Here is a 20315-nt window from a genome sequence, read left to right as displayed (position 1 = left end):
CCTATCTATATATTTTCTCTGGCAAAACGTTTGATTAACAGCCATGCTGTGAGCAGTAAAACGATTAACCATCCTGTTACCGTGATGATTTCATAATATTTGAACGTCGTAAAAACACCGCTTTCCATCCACCATTTCTTCACGTTCATTACTAGAATAAAAGGAGAGAAGTGCGTGTATAGAAGCATCGTGCTGTCCTTTGGCATGAGGCTCGGAACATAAAGACCTGCCAAAAAGATAACACCAAAAAGAGTGAAAACGATGTAACTGTTCCGTATGAGCATAGAGAGACAAAACGTGATCAGCACAAATAGTATATGGCAGAGTACAACTAAACCACATGACATTAATAGGTATTGGATGAACGTGACGTTCCACCAGCTAATAAAAGGTATTTTGTTTAATTCGATTAAGAACCCTGTACTAATCGGTACGTTCCACAGACCAGAATAATCAAACACTATAAAATAAACAGACAATGTTATAGCGAGAAGAGCTACAGTTACAAGTGTTGATGCGAAGGTGGACACAAGAAGCTTATCCCACATCAATCTTCTGCCTCGTTTTGTTGCATAAGTGACTAAAGCTGTTCTATGTTCAAACTCATAATTCACGATAAAAGCGGTGAACAGAACGATTAAGATCATTCCCTGAAAAAGCATAAACCCAAATAACGTTTTAAAAAGAAAAGAATGTGTACCAAACATTTTTCCATGAAAGAAAAGATGAAGATGTTCTTTGTTTTGGATTAGCTCTTCTACACGTGGTCTTAATACAGAGTATTGCTCCCGAACTTTTTCAGCTACAGCACCTTCCAAGCCGAAAAGGCGGATGCCTTCTTCTGCATTTTCCATGACGTTTAAAGTGCTGTACTTCGTTTCAATATCCTGAATAGAGTTTAGATACGTTTCTTTTATCGCTAGTTCATTGATGTCTTGCAATTCTGTTTCTGAATAAATGTTTGATTCAATCAAACTATAGTAGAGCTCTGGTTTATAAAAGTCCGCTGCGTTTTGATAGGTGTCTCCAGTTTTGCTTTGTGAGAGCTGATTCCAAGTATTTAAATCTTCTTCATGAGAGGTTTTCAGCTTTTCACGTCCCTCATCATTCATTAATGTTCCCGTTTCTTTCACGATTGGCTGAAGTGATTTCATATCATGACGCAGAGTTGATTGCTGATAGATGAGAAAGCAATTGAACAAAAGAAACAGTACAAATAATCCTAGAATAATAGGTGAAGAGATGATTTTTTTAAATTCAAGCCGTTTGATCATCAGAACGTACTCCATCTTGATAGATATACAAAAAGACATCTTCTAAGTTAGGGTGTACCGCTTTCCATTCGGGTTTCGCTGTATCTGTGGTTAAAAACCGCATGTACATGCTTCCGTTTTCTTGTTTTTCAGACAAGCTAAGGTAAGTTGTACGAAATTGTTCTGTTTGTTCATAACTCACTTCAGTCTCGTAAACAAGTCCATCAATTTTGCGGCAGATGTTAGAAACGGTATCTTTGTATAACACTTCTTGATTTTTAATCATGATGATTTCGTTTGCGATCGATTCTACATCTGAAACGATATGCGTGGATAAAATAACGATGCGATCGCGAGCCAGATTCGTAAGCAGATTACGAAAACGAACTCTTTCTTTAGGGTCTAAGCCAGCTGTAGGTTCATCTAGAATCAGAATCTTCGGGTCGTTCAGCATGGCCTGAGCGATCCCAACACGTTGAATCATACCTCCGGAAAACTTCTTCATCTTTTTATTTGCCACATGATCCAGTGCTACGGTTTTAAGCAATTCTTCAACACGAGTAATTGCCGTTTTTCGGTGTATTCCTTTTAACGCCGCCAAGTAAAGCAGATAGGAGGTAGGCGAATAATTTTTGTAATAACCAAACTCTTGCGGAAGATAACCGATCATCTCCCGGTACTTTTCATCCATCTTAATAATATCTTCTCCGTCATAACGGATGCTTCCGCTCGTCGGAAATAAGAGAGTTGTGAGCATTTTAATCAGTGTTGTCTTACCTGCTCCGTTCGGTGCCAACAATCCATACACGCCGTTATGAAACTCGAGGTTAATATTTTTTAGTGCATGAAACTGACCAAAATTTTTTGTAACATCTTCAACGATTAACATTTATAAAACTCCTTCTGCACCTCTAAATGCAATTAGTTTTTTTAGTGTTTTTACATAGAGCACGATGCTGATGATGAGTACGACTCCGTATACATATGTAGGTACATGACTTAAAAACATACTGTACATGTTCTGATTTAAGGTGGCTGGAAGAACATTCACTAACAGCCAGCTTGCCATCATAAGATATGTGGCGTACGGCCCTTTTGCATAGCGTAAGGCGTACAGGTAAAGGACCGAAAATAGGCTTAACGAGCTGCATGATAACAGCAGTGCATCTAGGATTTGAATCGATTGAAACAAGAACGATAGAACGATAATCAGTGCGATATTCATGAGCATCGTTAGCATACTGAAAATGAACATACGAAAAGCGGCTAGCTGAAACACATGGTACTTACAGGTCATCTCTACTGAAAAAGTGTCTTTCATTAAAGCACGTACTAAAAATAGAGAGGATAGAGCAAAGAAAAAAATAGGAGACAGCGTAAAGATGAAAGAATACAAATCTTGCAAGTCTATAGATGATTTCAGTGAAAATATGCCGTATAGCATTACAGCTAGCGCTAAACAGGTTGTAAACAGAATTTCAGTAGCATCTCGAAATAAATAGCGAAAGCCGAGCTGTTGATACATTTCAAGAAGATAAGATGGAAACGATTTGGGTTTAGTTAGACCGGCAGATACGATAGATGAGATCTGGTTTCTTCTTTCAAGATCCGTGGGATATTCGATGTGGAATTTTTGTTTCTCCATTTATTCAGCCTCCATTCGTTGCTTCACTTTTTTTATCGCAGCATAATACTTTGTTTTAATAGATGACTCAGGCATTTCGAGAGAACTTGCTATTTCGATAAACGTTTGCTCACCGAACAATTTGAGCCGCAAAACCTGCTGATCGATGATCGGGAACGTATTTATGAGCTGTGCTATCTTTTCGATATCCTCTTTCCATTCCAATTCGAGCGTGAAATCTGAAGGTGTAGCCACATCAACACCTTCCATCGAGTCTGTGGAACGATCATATGTATAGTTTTTAGACCTAAAATAGTCTACGAGTTTGTATGTTGCAATTCGGTATAGCCACGTTTTGAAAGATGCTTTTTTCTCATCAAACTGCTGGATGGATTGAAGCATGCTAATAAAGATATCTTGTGTTAGATCAAGTGATAGTTCTTTATTCAACGTTTGTTTATAAACATAGGCATAAATAGATTGATAGTAATGAGAGATCAGTTCGTTCGCCGCATGTTGATCGCCTTTTTTTTGAACAGAGCTGATCCATCTTTTCTGCTTCATCATGATTTTGTCTTCACTTCCAGACTAAAAAGGTTGTCTTGCTCATATATTCGTATATAAAAGATAAATAGTTTTACTTTTTATAAAAATATTTCCATTTTTATTATAGGTTCTTATAGAGGATTAAAGGAGAATTATATAGTTATAGCAAATAATAGAAGAACTATAGAAGAGTAGCTCTGTTCATAAATCGATTTTTAATAGAAAGCTAGGTGAATATATGTTTAATTTTGATCTGGATTACTTGGTGTACTTTGCAGTGGTCGTATTATTGTTATTTGTCGGAGTGGCGATTGCAGCTGTGAAGTCAAAAACAGCTTACGATGAGAAGGGGGAAGAGAAGATGTTTAGATATTTGTATATATATTTGGTGTTGTTTACGACGCTTGCGCTAACGATAGGAGGAAGTATTAGCGTATTTATGAGCGTGGTCGATATTGTGAGCCCGGATACGTATCAAGCTAGTTTTGCAGAATACAAACTCGGTTTAGCGGAAGTAGAATATGATGAAAACGGAAAGCCGTTGCCTAGTAAGAAAACAGAAGAAGAGATGCGGAAAGACTACGAGATGATGATTGAAAACGACAAGTTGCAGGAGAAAAGGAATGAGATGAATAATATTGTCAAAAGTTCTGGATTTATACTCATTCCACTTCCGATCTTTTTATATTTCAAGCGTCAGTTGCGTAAAAAAGAAGCTTATTAGCAAAAGAAAACGAGCGAAGTGGTCCGCTCGTTTTTTTGTACTTTTATTGCTCAACAATTTCCTTGAGCTTGCTCTGCCATTTGTCGTCGTCCAAAATGATCTGAAACGAGATGCGGCGGTTTTTTTGGAGCGCCTGAGAAGAGTTTCCTTCTGCAATCGGCTTATATTCGCTATATCCTGTTGCGGCGAGGTATTGAGCATACTCTTTTTTAGCGAGTTTCGGGTTTGCTTTTCCAAGATAATCAACGACTGCAACCGCACGCTGAGTAGAGAGCGACCAGTTGTCATATGGAACGGAATCTGTATGGCCTTCGATTAGAATGATATACAGATACTGACTCATGTCTTTTTCCTCGATGATTGCAGCGAGTGCGTCAGCGAGCGGGTCGAGCACTTGCTTACCTTTAGCTGAAATATCTGCACTTCCCGTATCAAAAAGGATGTTGCCTTCAACAGAGATCGTGTTGTTCGGTCCACGGATGATTTTATCTTTTCCAACGTTTTCTTCTAGCTGCTTTTGAATGAGATCAGAGATATGTTTTTTTACCTCTGCCACCTGGCCAAGCTCTCGTTTGATCTGAGCCTGATCATACGCGTTATAGATGCTCTGCACATAAGCGAGAATCGCGATAAAGACCATAACGAGCACCATCATCGCCATCATATCGGTAAAACTTGGCCAGAAAATTTCTTTTGTTTCTTGGCTGTCGTCGTTGTAGTAAGATTTGCGCGCCTTCATACCGATCACCGTCTCCTAAAATTTTGCGGCGAAACTTCTGGCATACGTTCATCTTCTACGTATTCGGGTGCGCGAGGACTGCGTGTTTCATAGATCACTTGGTTGGATGATTGGTTCATGGCCGCTTGATAGATGCGCTGCATGAGGTGGTACATGTCAGAGAGTGTACGATTGTTGTCGGTGATGCTTCGTGTTAAGCCGTGGTGCAGGTTTTCAAGCGTTCGTGCGAGCTCTCGCATATCGTCATCGCTTCTGTTTTGATTTTGTGAGTTGTTTAGGGCAGAAGCCAGCTGTCGGCTCTGACTGTCCATGATGTTTCGAACCTGATCTGTAAAATCTCGTTTGATGTGTTCGACCGCAGCGTAAAATCCTTTTTCGAGCTGTCCGACGCTTGAAGCGAAGTCAGCTGCCGCCCGGCCGTATTCGCCTTGTTTTTCAGCATAGCGGTAATGCCATTCGTCTTGCTTTTGCGCGAGACGGTTCTCGAGTGCGTCATGCTGATTTTGATAGTGCTGCAGCTGTTCTTGCATGCCGCGGAGCATCGATTGTGCATGTTCTTCAGACCGGCGCTGTGCTTCTTGCAGCATTTTATCAGAGCGTTGGATGAGCTGTTCAAACTTCTGCTGACCTTGTGTGTGACGGTCGTTGCTCGTTTTTAGCTGTTGCTCGAACGAAGAGATGTTCTTAGCGAGCGCGTTAATACTCGTGTCGACCGTTTTTTGAATGGTTCCGAGTTCTTTTGTTGTCTCGTTGAACCGCTGTCCGAACTGATCAAGCTGTGTAGCGGATGCACCGAACTTCTCTGCGTGCTCGCGCTGTGCTTCAAATATGCCATTCACGTCTTCCATCGCTTTTTGAAGCCCTGCCGTAAAATTAACCATCTGTGATGCGAACTCACCAAGCGTTTTGTCAAACGACGACTCGACGCGTGAGGCTAGGCGATCGAGAAGGCGCTCAACCGAGTCTTGCGGCTTATCGTTGATCAGGTCGCTGTTGATGTTGTGATCGAGATACACTTCACAATCAGCTAAAAGTTTGTTCTGCATATAAGACAGTGATGTTCCTTGCGAGAAGAAGCCAGACTGAATGGAATTGAGCAACAGTGCAGCCCCGATCCCGGCAATACTCGTATAAAAGGCAACACTCATCCCTTCAAATGGTGCGGTAAGGGAGGAGATGATCGAATTAAGCGTAAGGTTTGAATCAGCAGGCTGCGTACCAAGCGTCATGAGCGTATCTTGCATGGATAAAAGGGAGAGTGTTAATCCGACGAACGTTCCGAGTACACCAAGAATAATGGTGAAGGACGGAAGTTGGTTGAGCAGCTTTTGGATATTGCCGACCGGTACCCGCAAGACGCCAAGAAGCGGAATTCGTTCGTTGTATAGGTATTTTTCGATCAGTGCTTGCGTGTTGAGCTGTGGTACACCTGCAAGATGAAACTGTTTGTAATCGGCTGTGACACGTTGCAGCCATTGCGAATACGGCTGCTGATCTTTATTCGTTTCAAGCTGTTGAAGCTCTTTGTTCCATTTGCGAAAGTGATAAGCGGTTTGTGTGTGCCCCACAATCCCCATAAACACGAGAAACCCAATGACCCCGACAACGATTAAAGTAAGTTGATCCATCATGCCACCCCTTAGATGTCTTGTCTAACTGTCCTATATTGATAGATATGTCCTACTGTCGGGAAATATTTTAGGAAATGGGGTCTGACCCCAAACAAATACATAACCCCCTTAAATGTCCATTCAAGATGGACATTTAAGGGGGGAACTTTTTGGGTCATTTCTAGGCACATTGGCATAGAATAATGATGTTGTTAGGCAACGCCAACTCTAGTTGGAAAGTCTAAAATTTAAATGAAATGGGGATTACATCCATGCCAATCATTAAACCGTATTTCAATGTGAACGCCAGCAGATTTGCTTCAACCATCGCAAGTGGTACTGGAACGGGTGCGACATTTGAAATTGCAGCTACTGCTTTTACAGACGACACAGGTGCACCTGCTACAGCCTTTCCGACGACATATTCGTACTACAATCTATACATTAACGCCATGATTCAGACAGATGATACATCAACCTTAACGACTGCTGAGATCACCATTCCAAACGGCGATACACTTGCCGGTCAAACTCCTGTAATCATAGAATTTGTAACTACTTAATTAAAAACGTTTAAAGTGGAGCAGCAGCGGTGCAAGGTGCAAGGAACTAGAGCTAGACATGATAGGGGGAGTTTACGTTGTTCCAAAAACCGAATCATAGGTGTGATAAAAGAAAAACCTTGTTTGACCGCTGCTGTTCACAACATCAAACAAAAAGAACGCTTTTCTCGAACAAATCCTGCAGTTCATCATCGTCCTGCTGTATCTGTTGCGACTGTCCTTCTTGTGAAACTGACGACTATTATTATTTCTCGTGTCCAACACCTAGCCCGTATCCGCCGTATCCGCCTGTGCCGCCACCTTCACCAAGACTCCTCTGTGTAGAGGCGTTTCAATACACGACCCTTTCAGATGGTATTAAAAGAATATATACGAACGACGATCGATATCTTGAGTATGGAAGCACTGATATTTTAAATCCAACGACGGTCTCGTATATTAATTTATTTGTAAACGGCATGCTGCAGCCGTCCTCATTTTTTGAAGTGGAAGAAGGGAGACTGACGCTTCTACCATCAGCGGGTCCTGTTCCCGAACAAGGCGTTCCGCTCATCCTTCAGTTCATAAAAATCATAAACAGCGGCTAGCAGCTAGACAATTTCAACTTGGACAACCGTATCTGCGATCGTACTTATTAGTGCTGTAGAAACCTTTAAAGACAATGTGTCCCCAGTCTCATAGGTCAACGAAACGTCATCATTGATCGCAGAATTTTGTAAACCGTTCATAGAAGCAGTCAGTCCCGTGTCGTCGCCATTCTTACGGACCGTCCAGTTTACTGTGGTTCCTATACCAGGGCTGACGAGTGAACGAATGTTTAACGTTTTTACGATACACCTTTGGCTGATTCGTATGATAACCTCTGTACCCGTGAGAGACGCTGTCCCAGGACGGTAAAAGCTAGTGCCGAGACCGATAACACCAGGTTGAGCCCAAAAGAAGATAGAAGGCTGCCCGAAAGTTGAGAAACCAAGGCTGTTCGCTGTTGAATTGATCAATTGTGTACTTCCGATTGTTAAAGTACCAGCACTTTGCGAGATATCGGCCGTTCCTCCCTCAAGCGTACATCCAATCAAATTGAGTGAAGCCCCCGTTCGGTTTACTTCACCAGCGATATAGGATCCTGCACCTCCACCATTTATACTTTGAATCATGGCATTTTGGCAGTTGAACGTTTGTGGATTAGAGTCGACGAGTATCCCTCTTTTGTTTCCAAGCCCAGCAGATCGAACTGTTACACTCGAGTTAACAAAATTGCTTGTTCCAAACGTCGGATTTCCTGTTCCGAATGAATGAACCCCATACACGTTTGAAGTGCCGCCAGTACCCGCACCCGCGTTATCGACTCGAACCGCTAACCCCTTTGCGCTAGCAGATTGTGCAGTGGTACCAGGAAAAGCAATACCCGTTAGATCGACATGAACGGAAGAAGTTAATTGAAGGGTAATGTCCTCTACAGTCGTATTGTTCCCCATCGTAAGTAGCGTCGTGTTGGAGGATACGTTCTTTGAAAGGATGACGGTCGAAGCGCTTATACCCTTAAGCGAGTTACCATCTGGCAATGTAACGACCTCATCGTATGTACCTGGATATACCAAGATCGTGATTCCTTGTGCATTCGAAGCTACAATGGCAGAGATGGCTCCGTTGATCGTTTGAAAAGGATTCCCGCCGATCGAGGCCGTACTGTCGTTTCCTGATTTTGTTACGGTCGCCGTGTTTGCCCGAGCTAAAAGCACCTCAATAATACCCATGCGGAATCCCCCCCTTTAAAACCATTCATAATAAAGTATGTGAAGGAAGATTTTTTCATGAAAAAGAAGTGAAAAACCTCGAAGCAAAGGCCACGAGGTTTATAGAAACTTATTCTGCTTGATACTCGTTCACGCGATCGTTATAAAACGCAGCATACGAAGCGCTCATATATGGAGCGAGCCAAAAGAAACCAATACCAAGTGATAAAATGCAAAGAACTCCCCAACCTAGAAAGCTTAATTGTAAAACGAAAAATTTCCACTTATAGCCGTCCATCAACTGCCGGCTTTTCTTGATCGCAGCGTTAATGCCGATACCCGGATGATCTTTTAGAACAAAGTACGTTTGCGAATACGCGAATGCTTTAATGATTCCAGGGATCAGTAAAAGAAGAGACCAGAGAATCAAGTACACCATCATCACGAGATAGGAGCCGAGTATTTTTACATACGTACTGATCTCAGAAAACGCTTGAAATAGGCATGAAACGTTCATTTTCTCACCTGTTCGGATCACTGATAAAAAAGTCCACAAATATCCAATATATAAAGGCAGTAAAACGAGTGTGATGATGAACGTGCTGGACGTTGGTCCGTTAAGTTCGTCGGCGGGTTGATTCAACCAAGCATTCCAACCACCACTCAAATTCACTTCAATGATTAGTGGGATGAGGTAATAGATGCTCGAGAACAACAACGTGAATAACGCTGCTGTGCCCCATTGTCCTTTAAGTTGAAGCCGGGCTTGCTGTTTGATTTCTTTATTTTTCATGATGTATCACCTTTCTGAAGTTGTCCTATCTTTATACTACGGTTTAGAAGGCGGAAAGATGCGTTTTCATGAAAATTAATAGTAGACTAGAGGAAAGTATGTTTTGTTTTGAAAAGGGAGGTTTGGATGTGCAGAAATTTGATGAGGTAAAGGGTGCTGTACTTCTTTTTGATGGAGTTTGTAATCTTTGTAATGGGAGCGTGCAATTTATACTCAAACATGAAAAAAGTAACGAGTTAAAGTTCTCAGCCATACAGTCACAAGCTGGGCAGAAGCTGCTTTCACAGTACAACATGGATCCCGCACAAATGAATTCCGTTATTTTAGTTAAAGACGGAAAGATCTATACAGAATCAGATGCTGTAGCGGTAACCTCTCTGTTCCTAAGATTTCCATACAGCCTTGGCCAATATCTAAAGATTGTTCCACGGCCGATTCGCAACGCTTTCTATAAAAAGGTCGCCAATAATCGATACCGATGGTTTGGGCAAAAAGAGAGTTGCATGATTCCGACACCTGACCTTCGAAATAGGTTTTTGCAATAGTTTCGACCACCAAACTTCATAAGTGCGCAGATCGCCTAATAAGATAGAACAAATGCCTATAAAGGGGAACTGTACGATGGGACAAAAAGTTCTGTTCTTTGGTGACGCTGGAATAGACGATACGATTGCCTTAGCTTATGCGTTTTTAAGTGATGAAATTGATATCGTTGGTGTTGTGGCGGACTATGGCAACGTATCGAGAGAACAAACAGTAGCAAATGTAAAATATATTGCTAAAACATTTAATTTTCCACAGGATGTTAGGATCATCGGTGGAGCAGAAGTTCCGATGACTGGGGAACAGCCTACCTTTTATCCAGATGTTCATGGTGTTTACGGGTTAGGTCCAATCGAACCGGGTGTACCTGAAGGATTTATTGAGAACTTTTTTGAGATCGTGAACGTGATTGAACAGTATCAAGATGATCTGATCATCGTGAATGCAGGTAGGTTGACGTCTCTTGCAACGATGTTTATTTTGTTTCAGTCACTTATGAAAAAAGTAAAAGCGTACTATATTATGGGGGGAGCGTTCTGGGTGCCGGGAAACGTGACGGCAGTGTCAGAGGCGAACTTTTACGGTGATCCGATCGCGGTCAGAATCGTGTTAACGTACGCAGAAAACGTAACAATCATCCCGTTGAATGTGACGGATAGGGCAGTTGTTACTCCGGAGATGGTTAATTATATTGATTACAAAGGCAAGGTTCCGATTCTAAAACCGATGCTAGACTTTTATTACAACTTTTACAAAAGCAGAAACCCAGAAATACTCGGTAGTCCTGTTCACGATGCCATTACGTTGATGGCCTGCATAAGAGAAGATATGTTCACGTATAAGTCGCTGCCGGTACATATTGTGATTCAAGATGGCAATACGGCAAGAGGTCAGAGTATTACCGATGTTCGGCCGTATGCACAGTTTGCAGATGATGAAAAACGACACCGAATCGCGTTTGATTTTGATTATAGCTATTTCTTCCGAGATTTTATGCGTATTATGACGGGTGAGACATTTTCATAGTGTTAGTTTAGAATCGTGGAAGGAAGTTAGGGGTTTTTAAGATCGTTTTAAGAGAAGGAGGAAAGGGTAGAAACGGCATCATAATAAAAAACCGGTGATTCTACGAAACGTACGAACCCCGGTCGAACTTTAAGTGTCGTTTTATGTGATTAAGCGCAATTTTTAATTTGATCTAGTTTGTTTAGCTTTTCGTCTAGTATTTGGCTCAACTGAACAAGAAGCGGATCTGCAAGACTATTAACCTTTTTACTTACCTCATACATGGTCGTGCGAATGGCGTCTATCTCTGTAGTTAAGACAAGAGCATTGCTTCGGCTCATGGTCCATTCCCCCTCTAATATAATAACCACTTCTGCACCATTAATATCGGTAAATCTTGTAAATATTATATACCATATTTTGTGTCAAGTCTATTAATTTTTTACACATATAGGGGGACAGACCCCTTACAATTACACTTTTACACATTTTGTACTACTCCAGTAGACAAAATGTGCTTTTTTTCCTGTAAAACTTTGTTGCTTTCTGTCGATATACTTTTTGCTGCTTAGTAAAAAGTAACTGCAGGAGGAAGAAATGATTAAAAAAAGTCTACAGAGGCAAATTCTTGTGCCTTTTCTATTACTTATTGTGATGACTGGTTTCGTAGTGAGCGGAGTTAGTTATATGTTTAGTAAGCAAACAACCGTTGATAATTCATCGAAGAATACATCAGAACGCATGCATGATCTAGATGAGACGCTCAACGGATTTTTAAAAGACAATGCCAATTTCGTTTCTGCTTATGCAGATTCGGCAACGATCAAGCTCCATGCAAAAGGAGATAGCCCAGACTATATTATTTCTAAGTTCGAAGACTATCATCTAGCAAATGAAGCAATCATGAACAGCTATTTCATTTCGGAAAGCAAAGAAGTGGTCATGTATCCTATACCTGCATCACCAGTTGAGGACATGACGTTAACGCCGTGGTATCAACAAGCAACTAAAAATCCGGACCAAGTCTTCTGGACAGATCCGTTTATTGACGAAGCGACAGACCGCCCGGTAGTAAAAGCCGTAAAAGCGGCTGAATACAGCGGGAAAGTCGTGGGTGTAACGGCAATTGATATCGCCGTAAATGATATCTTAACACTTATGCAAAATGTGAAAATCGGGGACACTGGTTATGCTCTTCTCATCGATAATTCGGGGAATTATATGGTGCATCCTGATGCAAAGATGCTGGGAAAAAGCGCAACAAAAGAATCATTTTATAAAGGTATCACGAAAAAAAATGGAACGATCACGACCGACATCAACGGTGAAGAAAGAGTGGTCAGCTACACAAAGAACGACACAACTGGTTGGAAATTAGCAGGAACTGTAGCACTTAGTGAGTTTGAACAAAAAGCTACTGTCATTCTTTTACCGATTGGGATTGCTTTACTCGTCACTCTTTTAGTAGCGGCAGTCATCTCGCTGTTTGTTTCAAGAAGAATTACGGTGCCTGTGAATCAATTAAAGAATGCGATGCATGAGATCAAGAATGGAAATCTGCAGACAAGCGTCTCTATACAAAGAAAAGATGAGATCGGTGAACTAGCTTCAAGCTTTGATGAGATGTCTAATCAGATGCGGACGTTGATTGCCGAGATGGCTCAGATTACCGATCATGTGACAGATGCGTCTCAAACGGTCGTTGCGAGTGCGGAAGAAAATTCAGCATCCGCACAAGAAGTTTCAACGACGATGCAGCAGATCGCCGCGGGCTCTTCTCATCAAGCAGAGTTGATGGATGAGAATGCAAAAGCTGCGAACGTACTAGCTGAGCGAATCAGTCAAGTTCATGCGCATGGCGAGACGATCGAAAAAGCAACACAGCAAATGAATGAAGAATCATTGACCGGTGTAAAAAAGGTGAGCATGCTAAAAGAGAAGTCTTTGATGACAACAGAAATGACAAAAGAGATGATTTCTTCTATTAAAAAACTTGATGAAACATCTGGCAGCGTTCAACAGATTGTTCTAACGATAAGCGATATAGCAAACCAAACGAACTTATTGGCGCTAAACGCAGCAATCGAGGCGGCTAGAGCAGGAGAATCTGGAAGAGGGTTTGCGGTCGTTGCAGATGAAGTAAGAAAACTTGCAGAGCAGACTGAGCTATCTTTGAAAGATATTAGCGCATTGATTGCGGATATGCAGCAAGTAACCGAAAACACCGTCGGACAAGTTCAAGAAGCAGCGGCTCTCATTCTTTCACAAAGTGAAGCGGTTGAAGAGACAGAGCGAAGCTTTACCGCGATTTCTAGTGCCGTCAAAGGAAATGCAGAAGCATTAAAAGATGTGATTCAGTCAGTGGATGAAATGACGAAGCAAAAAGATGTACTGCTTGAGAATGCGTCCCATATCTTGGCGATCACGCAAGAAACAGCGGCTGGAACAGAAGAGGTTTCCGCATCAGCCGAACAGCAATCCGCGTCGATGGAGCAGTTGAACCACTTAGCGGATCAGCTTGAACAGTATGCGGAACAAATGCGTACCCACGTCCAGCGGTTTACATTCTAGGGGTCTGACCCCACACAATTACATTAGTGCCGTTTTTGTCTTTTTCAAAAAGACAAAAACGGCTTTTTCTTTGCTATGAGTGACTTTTTGAAAAAGGAAAGAGTGTAATTTCACATCTGAACTAAAAGGGTTTAAAGCTCTACTACAGGGGTAATCTTGCTTTCAACATAATCTCGATATTGAGATTTCGAATTGCTAAACTGCTCAAGAAGGGTTGAGGTGTGTACAAAAGGGCACACCGATGGGGTTACATAATAGCGGTAACTGCTCCATTGATATTCTAAGGGGTACATGACCAGGTCAGCAGAAACGGGATTCAAATGAATATAGCGACTCGTGTCTAACAGATGTGACCGATCTTCGATTAATTCTGCTCCGTATCGACCTTGAAACACATGGCCAGTCAGTTCGTATTTCTTGTTGAAATACATAGCGTACGTTTCATTTAATTCTTTCATGAAATCTCCAGGTGGTGATTTGCTGCACAAAATTTGTAAGTGAGTGTGGTTTGTCATGAGGCAATACGAGAAGAGCTCAACAGCATGCTTTTTAACACAATGACTTAAGATCTTTAAATAGCGATGGAAATCTAAGTGGGAATAAAAAAGAGGTTCCCTGCGATTTCCGCGGGTAGTCACGTGATAAACAGCATCAGGATACCAAATGCGAGGGGATCTAGGAATGTTTTTCACCTCCTTTCAATCGTATTTACATTATACGTCTAGCAAGGGAATCTGGGAAATGGGGACTGACCCCAAAAAATTTATTTCCCTCGTTGTTTTCAAGCAAAACCTTTATATCAGTTTTGGAATGCAACCGGTTCGAAACTTCTCTTTTCAGGAAGTTATCTTTTTTAGCAGAATTCCCATAAAAAAATGTCGAATTCAATCCATTAAACGAACTTTTTATCAAATTTCCCCGGAAATTATTCATGGGAAAGGGAATAGAGTTTTCCATTCTACATAAAATAACCCCGTATTTTTATTTAACGGAGGTATGTCATTTGAATCAGAACCAAAATCAACCTAACATGAATCCGCAAACAGGGAACAGCAATCCTGAATTCAACCATGTAAATATGCAGACCGGACAGGTACCTGCTCAATTAAACCATGGTGGGCATGAGATGTTTGATGTTCATGAGATGCTAAGCGGAATTGTTGGAACATTGAACTTATATACACTTTGTAAAGGACATGTTCAGGATCCTGAGCTCAAAACGATGCTCGACCGTCATTATCAACACATTACAAAAGAATATAACGCGTGTGTACAAGCTTTTCAGACAGGAAAAGACCCAGCAATGCGAACAGAATCATACAAGATGGCTCAAGATAATAATTTTGTATATGGTTTGAAACCTGCGCAACCCGTCAAACCTATTCAAAGCGTTACAGAATTAAACGATCAATCCGTTTCGACTTTAATTCTAGGAACTTTGAAATCGAATGCTTCTCTAAGAGGTATGGCTACACTTGAAGTTACAAACCCAGTGCTTAGACGCGTATTAGCAGATGGAATTCCGAACTGGATCGAGATGGCATACGAATTGTCTATCTGGCAGAATAAAAATCATTACTACCAAATTCCTCAACTGAACCAACAAGATATGACGAGTATGCTTGGTGCATACGCTCCGTCTACTCAAACACAGCCACCTCTTCAATAAATGACTTAAACGAGTACCGATAATGGTGCTCGTTTTTACTTTTACACATACTGAAACAGGGATATCATGAGAAGAAATAGAAAATTTTATAATCGTCGAAGGGCTCGACAACGAGAAATGAATTTGCCATAGTAATGAGTGGACTTATATTTTGTACTGAAACTCCAGGGGGTTAAGGATATGAAAAAGGGAACAGACTGGCGGTATCGTGTATCGAATAGAGAAGCCATCATGGGTACAGTGCTTGCCATTTTGAACTTTATTTGGTGGTATGCGTTTGCATACGGTCTAGGCGGACGTCCTATTAAAGAATACACATACATACTTGGCTTTCCATCATGGTTTTTTTATAGCTGTATCGTAGGATTTGTTGTTTTTACAATTTTAGTTTGGATTATGGTGAAGTTCTTCTTTAAAGAGGTTCCGTTTGAACTTGATGAAACGAACGAGAATGAGGAGGGAGATGTCCAATGAATTGGGATGTGATTCTTCCTTTAGTAATCTTTTTGATCTCAGTGTTCTTTGTAGGGATTTATACATCTCGGCACATTAGAAACGGATCGTCATTTTTACAAGATTACTTCTTAGCAGGCAGAGAACTTGGTGGATTTGTTCTTGCGATGACGATGGTAGCGACATACGGAAGTGCGTCGAGTTTTATCGGTGGACCTGGTGCAGCCTATCAATTAGGACTTGGTTGGGTGCTACTTGCTATGGCGCAGCTTGTGACAGGATACTTCACCCTTGCTGTGCTTGGTAAAAAGTTTGCTATCGTTGCACGAAAGATTAACGCAGTTACACTGATAGATTTTCTAAAAGCACGATATGAAAGCAAGTGGGTCGTTATTTTATCTGCAATAAGCATTGTGGTCTTCCTATTTTCTGCAATGGCCGCTCAATGGGTAGGCGGGGGACGGTTGATCGAATCGTTTACCGGAGTTTCCTATACGACAGCGCTTTTCATCTTCTCTGGCTCTGTCCTCGTTTATGTAATCGCTGGCGGTTTCCGAGCTGTTGTGATAACAGATGCGATACAAGGAGTTGTTATGGTAATCGGAACCGTCATCATATTGGTCGGTACGATTATTGCAGGTGGAGGTATCGAGAACATCATGAGCGAGTTGCGAGCGGAGAACCCGAATCTTATTTCGCCTTATGGTTCTGATCAATCGCTTACTCCTCTCTACGTATCATCGTTTTGGATTTTGGTTGGTGTTGGAGTCGTAGGATTGCCGCAAATATCGGTGAGAGCGATGAGCTACAGAAATGCAAAAGCGATGCATCGGGCGATGATCATCGGAACGTTCGTTGTGGGGTTCATCATGCTAGGTATGCATCTAGCTGGTGTATTCGGAAGAGTCGTGCTACCGGGAATTGAAGTGCCGGATAAAGTGATGCCGCTTCTAGCACTCGAAGTATTGCCAGGGTGGTTAGCCGGTATCGTGTTGGCAGCGCCTTTAGCTGCGGTCATGTCGACGGTGGACTCAGTGCTCTTACTTGTAAGTTCTGCAATTATTAAGGATGTGTATATTAATTACATTAAACCAGATGCTGAAGAGCAATTTGTAAAAAAATTGAGCTTTGGTATAACAGCTGTAGTTGGACTGAGCGTATTCGCTATGGCGATTAACCCGCCTGACTTGTTGATCTGGCTGAATCTGTTTGCCTTCGGAGGACTAGAAGCTGCCTTCATATGGCCAATCGTATTGGGGCTATATTGGAAAAGAGGAAACGCGAACGGAGCGATTGCCTCTCTGATCGTAGGGGTAGGATCCTATATGTTCCTACATCTTAACTATCCAAATCTTTGGGGCATGCACACAGTAGTGCTGCCAATCGTACTTTCCTTGATCGCATACATTGTGGCGAGTTTCACAAAGGGGGTCAGACCCCAGACAAATACATTCTAGAAGACAATGTCCACACTCGGTGGACATTGTCTTCTTTCATTTCTCACCTTCAGCACCACCTTCTTTTCTACAATAAAATACTAAAAAAACAATTTATAGTAATATCTTACTAAATACCCATTTACAGAGAATGTGGCTGGTGGTAATTTTATATCAGAATATAATTAGATAAGTGTGGAGCTGTGAAGGTTATTCTGTATGTGGGCGCTTGGAATAACTGAAGCTAGTAGCGCAACCGACCGCTTTCTTTATTTGTTCTCTAGATAAAGGAAGGGGTATTTATTATGGAAATTTCACGCAAAGAAAAATTCAGTACGAAGAAAAAGACAACTAAGAAATGGCCGAAGATAGTTTTAGCGACTACGATTGCACTTGGTGTAGGTACTACATCTGCGTATGCAGCAAATCCAAATCTTGCAAACGACTTATATAATAAGATTATGGAATATACATACCAATCTGAGATCGAGAGTGAGTTAAACAAAGAGAAGAATGACTTGCTTAAGAATGTGAATGTAGCGATAAAAGGAATTGTTGCGGATGCCAAGAAGGATTTGGATTCTAACAAAGAAAAGATCATTCAAGACAAGAAAAAAGAACTAGAAACGCATTATAAACAAGAACTCGCAGAAATAACGAAAAGAAAGAACGAAGCAGTAAATAAAAAGACCGAGAACATGAGCACGGATGCGACACGTTCTTCCGAGCAAAAGAAAGCGGACATTTCTTCAGCCATTCAAAAAGAAATTCAAGAGTCTGATATAAATAAAAAATAATAACTTATTAAAAGAGCGGAATCTTCATTCTCCGCTCTTTTCCTTTTTCTGATATCCTAGAATATAGAAAATCTATGAACGGAGACAACACTATGAAAAAACTATTTCTAACACTTGGGGTCCTCTTTGCTGTATACGCAACGGCCATGCTGCTTCAAACGACCAACATGGATATGGGTCTTGCGGTTTTCTTCTTGTTAGGTGCATTTTTCTTCATCCTTTTCTTCCGTTACAACACAGCTATGAAACTATTTAAAACGTACAAAAAAACGACGCTGACCGTCCTAATTACAACCATTCTATTTGCAGCAACGCTAGAAACTCTTATTCTTACATCTGCCAACACTGATCCTGAGAAGGTTTCCTCCAAGATAGATTCGATCCTCGTGCTTGGTGGTGGGACAAAGAATAATCGTCCGGGTGCTGTCCTAAAAGGTCGGCTAGATCAAGCTCTCGCGTACGCAAAGGAACATCCAAATGTTATCTTCATCGTAAGCGGTGGTCTTGGATTTGGTAAAATGACGAGCGAAGGATCTATCATGAAAAATTATCTCGTTGAAAATGGAATAGAACCAAACCGGATACAGATTGAGGAAAAAGCTACGAGTACATACGAAAACTTATTATATACAAAGGAAATGATACAACCGAGCGACCAACTGCTTATCGTAACGAGTGACTTCCATCTTTTCCGAACAAAGATGATCGCAAAGCGTGTTGGCATTGAGGCAGAGGGACTAGGCTCACCGTTGAGAATTTCTTCTGTCCCACAAGCTCACGTTAGAGAGTATATGGCGATCATAAAAAGTTATTTTACTGACAGATAGAGGAGGGTGGCTTCCATGAACAAAAATAAGTATCATTGCTGCGCGACTTGTATAAATTTTAAACCTGAAAAAGCGAATCAAGGGATGCGCTATCACTGCGTGCGTTTAGGGTATGAGACGAAACCAGACTATCAGTTCAATTGTTGGGAGCCCAAACCTCACGTGGTGGAGCTCATGAATAAGAAAAAATAATTTTTGGGACAAATTAACACAAATGCCTTGCATTACAAGTTAGTGCCGCATATACTAATGGTATATCTTGTTATGCAAGACATTCTTTTTTTATTTATAACTCTTGTAATACAAGATAGTGAAATGAGGTGTAGCACATGTCGAACACTCAAATGTTAAAAGGAATTCTCGACGGCTGCCTTTTAGCCATCATCAACGAAGGAGAAGTTTATGGCTATGAGTTAGCTGAAAAGCTTGAGACATACGGATTTCAACAGACGAGTGAGGGAACGATCTATCCACTATTAATACGAATGCAAAAAGAAGAACTTGTTACGACGACGCTAAAAAAATCAACGGCGGGGCCAAGGCGGAAGTATTATTCACTTACCTCAAAGGGCGAGGAAGAACTTCAAGCATTTATTAAAAGATGGAATCAACTTAGTCATTCGGTCGATCAAATTTTACAAAAGAGAGGAAGCGGAAAATGAATGCGCCCAAACATACGTTAACAGCTGAAAGTCAGGATTTTTTAGATAACCTAAGCCTTTACTTGTTTTCGAGTGGAAAAAAAGAGGAAGAGGTGAAAGAGATCGTAGAAGAGTTGGAAGATCACCTGATCGAAGCAGAAAAGCGCGGAAAATCAGTATCTCACATCATCGGCCATTCACCAAAAGCTTATATGGAGCAGCTTTCAGAAGAAATGTCTTTTGATTTCAAATGGCTCTCTTACTTGCCGATCATCGTTCTCGGTGTTTTCGCCTATGTTTTGCTTGGTGATTCGATAAGAGGAGGCGTGCAGTATACATTGCTTCAAGTGGTTGGTTATCCAGCGGTTTGTATCATACTCGTGCTTTTCTATTTAAGAATGTTCAAGTTCTTAGCGAGCACTAAGCTTTCTAAAACAAAGACCATCATCACCACATTGACCTTAGGAATCTTACCGATTTTGTTCTTTTTAGGTCTTATGTTTGCAAACGATGCCTATAAGACTCCGGTCGTCATAAAGCTTGGAGCAACAGGAAACATTATCGCCGCACTCCTTGCTATCTCCATCTTTATTGGAATCGCTTTATGGAGCAAAACCTGGTTTACAATCGTCATTCCAACCATGCTTTTTCTACCTGAATTTCTAATCAGTCTGACCTCATTCGAAAAAGAAACGAAAGCCATTTTAACAATAAGTGCGCTGTTTGTAACACTTATTATCTATAACGTGTATACGTTTAAAAAAGCGAAAAAAGAGAACCGAATCTAA

At 41.2% G+C, this 20315-nt stretch carries 24 protein-coding genes and 1 riboswitch; of the genes, 14 read left to right on the top strand and 10 right to left on the bottom strand.

Annotation, left to right across the window (positions count from 1 at the left end; all coding sequences use genetic code 11):
- Nucleotides 1-5: 5 nt before the first annotated feature.
- From IHV09_RS18265 to IHV09_RS18250, 4 genes are read right to left on the bottom strand one after another with little or no spacing between them, the layout of a single operon-like run.
- The gene (locus tag IHV09_RS18265) at nt 6-1274 is read right to left on the bottom strand and encodes an ABC transporter permease subunit (RefSeq protein ID WP_197265150.1); all 1269 of its coding nucleotides are present in this window, start codon (nt 1272-1274) and stop codon (nt 6-8) included.
- On the bottom strand, nt 1258-2142 hold the full coding sequence (locus IHV09_RS18260; protein WP_197265149.1) for an ABC transporter ATP-binding protein: 885 nt from the start codon (nt 2140-2142) through the stop codon (nt 1258-1260). Before IHV09_RS18260 ends, IHV09_RS18265 begins: the two co-directional genes overlap by 17 nt.
- Nucleotides 2143-2898 (bottom strand): hypothetical protein, encoded by a 756-nt coding sequence (locus IHV09_RS18255; protein ID WP_197265148.1) that lies wholly within the window; start codon nt 2896-2898, stop codon nt 2143-2145.
- Nucleotides 2899-3444, bottom strand: coding sequence for an RNA polymerase sigma factor (locus tag IHV09_RS18250; protein WP_197265147.1), 546 nt, complete (start codon nt 3442-3444; stop codon nt 2899-2901).
- Nucleotides 3445-3661: 217 nt separating this feature from the next.
- Between IHV09_RS18250 and IHV09_RS18245 the strand changes: the two genes are divergently transcribed.
- A complete protein-coding gene (locus IHV09_RS18245) occupies nt 3662-4147 on the top strand; it encodes a hypothetical protein (protein ID WP_197265146.1) in 486 nt (161 codons plus the stop codon).
- 43 nt (nt 4148-4190) lie between these two features.
- Here the strand turns inward: IHV09_RS18245 and IHV09_RS18240 are convergent, their stop codons facing one another.
- Both IHV09_RS18240 and IHV09_RS18235 read right to left on the bottom strand, forming a co-directional pair.
- Nucleotides 4191-4886 carry an OmpA/MotB family protein gene (locus IHV09_RS18240; protein ID WP_197195231.1) on the bottom strand — a complete coding sequence of 232 codons (696 nt, stop codon included), beginning with the start codon at nt 4884-4886 and terminating at the stop codon, nt 4191-4193.
- A 5-nt stretch (nt 4887-4891) separates the two neighbouring features.
- Nucleotides 4892-6514 carry a hypothetical protein gene (locus tag IHV09_RS18235; protein WP_197265145.1) on the bottom strand — a complete coding sequence of 541 codons (1623 nt, stop codon included), beginning with the start codon at nt 6512-6514 and terminating at the stop codon, nt 4892-4894.
- A gap of 254 nt (nt 6515-6768) precedes the next feature.
- Between IHV09_RS18235 and IHV09_RS18230 the strand changes: the two genes are divergently transcribed.
- Nucleotides 6769-7059 (top strand): DUF4183 domain-containing protein, encoded by a 291-nt coding sequence (locus IHV09_RS18230; protein ID WP_197265144.1) that lies wholly within the window; start codon nt 6769-6771, stop codon nt 7057-7059.
- Between the two features lie 77 nt (nt 7060-7136).
- Nucleotides 7137-7646 carry a DUF4183 domain-containing protein gene (locus IHV09_RS18225; RefSeq protein ID WP_197265143.1) on the top strand — a complete coding sequence of 170 codons (510 nt, stop codon included), beginning with the start codon at nt 7137-7139 and terminating at the stop codon, nt 7644-7646.
- 3 nt (nt 7647-7649) lie between these two features.
- Here IHV09_RS18225 and IHV09_RS18220 read toward each other — a convergent pair whose 3' ends face one another.
- Complete coding sequence (locus tag IHV09_RS18220) at nt 7650-8813, bottom strand: hypothetical protein (protein ID WP_197265142.1); 1164 nt, start codon at nt 8811-8813, stop codon at nt 7650-7652.
- Nucleotides 8814-8922: 109 nt separating this feature from the next.
- Entirely contained in the window at nt 8923-9585 is a 663-nt protein-coding gene (locus IHV09_RS18215) for a DUF975 family protein (RefSeq protein WP_197265141.1), read from the bottom strand.
- A 128-nt stretch (nt 9586-9713) separates the two neighbouring features.
- Here IHV09_RS18215 and IHV09_RS18210 point away from each other — a divergent pair, with 128 nt between their 5' ends.
- Complete coding sequence (locus IHV09_RS18210; RefSeq protein WP_370568997.1) at nt 9714-10130, top strand: thiol-disulfide oxidoreductase DCC family protein; 417 nt, start codon at nt 9714-9716, stop codon at nt 10128-10130.
- Between the two features lie 76 nt (nt 10131-10206).
- The gene (locus tag IHV09_RS18205; RefSeq protein WP_197265140.1) at nt 10207-11154 is read left to right on the top strand and encodes a nucleoside hydrolase; all 948 of its coding nucleotides are present in this window, start codon (nt 10207-10209) and stop codon (nt 11152-11154) included.
- A 149-nt stretch (nt 11155-11303) separates the two neighbouring features.
- Here the strand turns inward: IHV09_RS18205 and IHV09_RS18200 are convergent, their stop codons facing one another.
- The gene (locus tag IHV09_RS18200) at nt 11304-11474 is read right to left on the bottom strand and encodes an aspartyl-phosphate phosphatase Spo0E family protein (RefSeq protein WP_082861519.1); all 171 of its coding nucleotides are present in this window, start codon (nt 11472-11474) and stop codon (nt 11304-11306) included.
- A gap of 256 nt (nt 11475-11730) precedes the next feature.
- Here IHV09_RS18200 and IHV09_RS18195 point away from each other — a divergent pair, with 256 nt between their 5' ends.
- Nucleotides 11731-13704: a methyl-accepting chemotaxis protein gene (locus IHV09_RS18195; protein ID WP_197265139.1), complete on the top strand. Its 1974-nt coding sequence runs from the start codon at nt 11731-11733 to the stop codon at nt 13702-13704.
- A 131-nt stretch (nt 13705-13835) separates the two neighbouring features.
- Here IHV09_RS18195 and IHV09_RS18190 read toward each other — a convergent pair whose 3' ends face one another.
- The gene (locus tag IHV09_RS18190) at nt 13836-14342 is read right to left on the bottom strand and encodes a transposase (RefSeq protein ID WP_197128397.1); all 507 of its coding nucleotides are present in this window, start codon (nt 14340-14342) and stop codon (nt 13836-13838) included.
- 392 nt (nt 14343-14734) lie between these two features.
- On the opposite strand from IHV09_RS18190, the gene IHV09_RS18185 reads away from it, so the two are divergent.
- The 8 genes from IHV09_RS18185 to IHV09_RS18150 all read left to right on the top strand — a co-directional run bounded on the left by IHV09_RS18185 (nt 14735) and on the right by IHV09_RS18150 (nt 20315).
- Nucleotides 14735-15373 carry a spore coat protein gene (locus tag IHV09_RS18185; protein ID WP_197190368.1) on the top strand — a complete coding sequence of 213 codons (639 nt, stop codon included), beginning with the start codon at nt 14735-14737 and terminating at the stop codon, nt 15371-15373.
- 180 nt (nt 15374-15553) lie between these two features.
- Nucleotides 15554-15847 (top strand): YhdT family protein, encoded by a 294-nt coding sequence (locus tag IHV09_RS18180; protein ID WP_197265138.1) that lies wholly within the window; start codon nt 15554-15556, stop codon nt 15845-15847.
- Nucleotides 15844-17283, top strand: coding sequence for a sodium/pantothenate symporter (gene panF / locus IHV09_RS18175; protein WP_197265137.1), 1440 nt, complete (start codon nt 15844-15846; stop codon nt 17281-17283). The genes IHV09_RS18180 and panF overlap by 4 nt, the downstream gene beginning before the upstream one ends.
- A 167-nt stretch (nt 17284-17450) precedes the next feature.
- Nucleotides 17451-17533: riboswitch (cyclic di-GMP riboswitch) on the top strand.
- Nucleotides 17534-17567: 34 nt separating this feature from the next.
- Complete coding sequence (locus tag IHV09_RS18170) at nt 17568-18059, top strand: hypothetical protein (RefSeq protein WP_197128403.1); 492 nt, start codon at nt 17568-17570, stop codon at nt 18057-18059.
- 92 nt (nt 18060-18151) lie between these two features.
- Nucleotides 18152-18886, top strand: a complete 735-nt coding sequence (locus tag IHV09_RS18165) for a YdcF family protein (RefSeq protein WP_197265136.1) — start codon at nt 18152-18154, stop codon at nt 18884-18886.
- 15 nt (nt 18887-18901) lie between these two features.
- Nucleotides 18902-19078: a hypothetical protein gene (locus IHV09_RS18160; protein ID WP_197128407.1), complete on the top strand. Its 177-nt coding sequence runs from the start codon at nt 18902-18904 to the stop codon at nt 19076-19078.
- Nucleotides 19079-19215: 137 nt separating this feature from the next.
- On the top strand, nt 19216-19548 hold the full coding sequence (locus IHV09_RS18155) for a PadR family transcriptional regulator (RefSeq protein WP_197128409.1): 333 nt from the start codon (nt 19216-19218) through the stop codon (nt 19546-19548).
- Nucleotides 19545-20315: an HAAS domain-containing protein gene (locus tag IHV09_RS18150; RefSeq protein WP_197190094.1), complete on the top strand. Its 771-nt coding sequence runs from the start codon at nt 19545-19547 to the stop codon at nt 20313-20315. Before IHV09_RS18155 ends, IHV09_RS18150 begins: the two co-directional genes overlap by 4 nt.

It is taken from the genome of Fictibacillus sp. 23RED33, from assembly GCF_015903925.1.
Classification (GTDB): Bacteria; Bacillota; Bacilli; order Bacillales; family Fictibacillaceae; genus Fictibacillus; species Fictibacillus phosphorivorans.
This window is presented reverse-complemented; position numbering and strand designations above follow the sequence as displayed.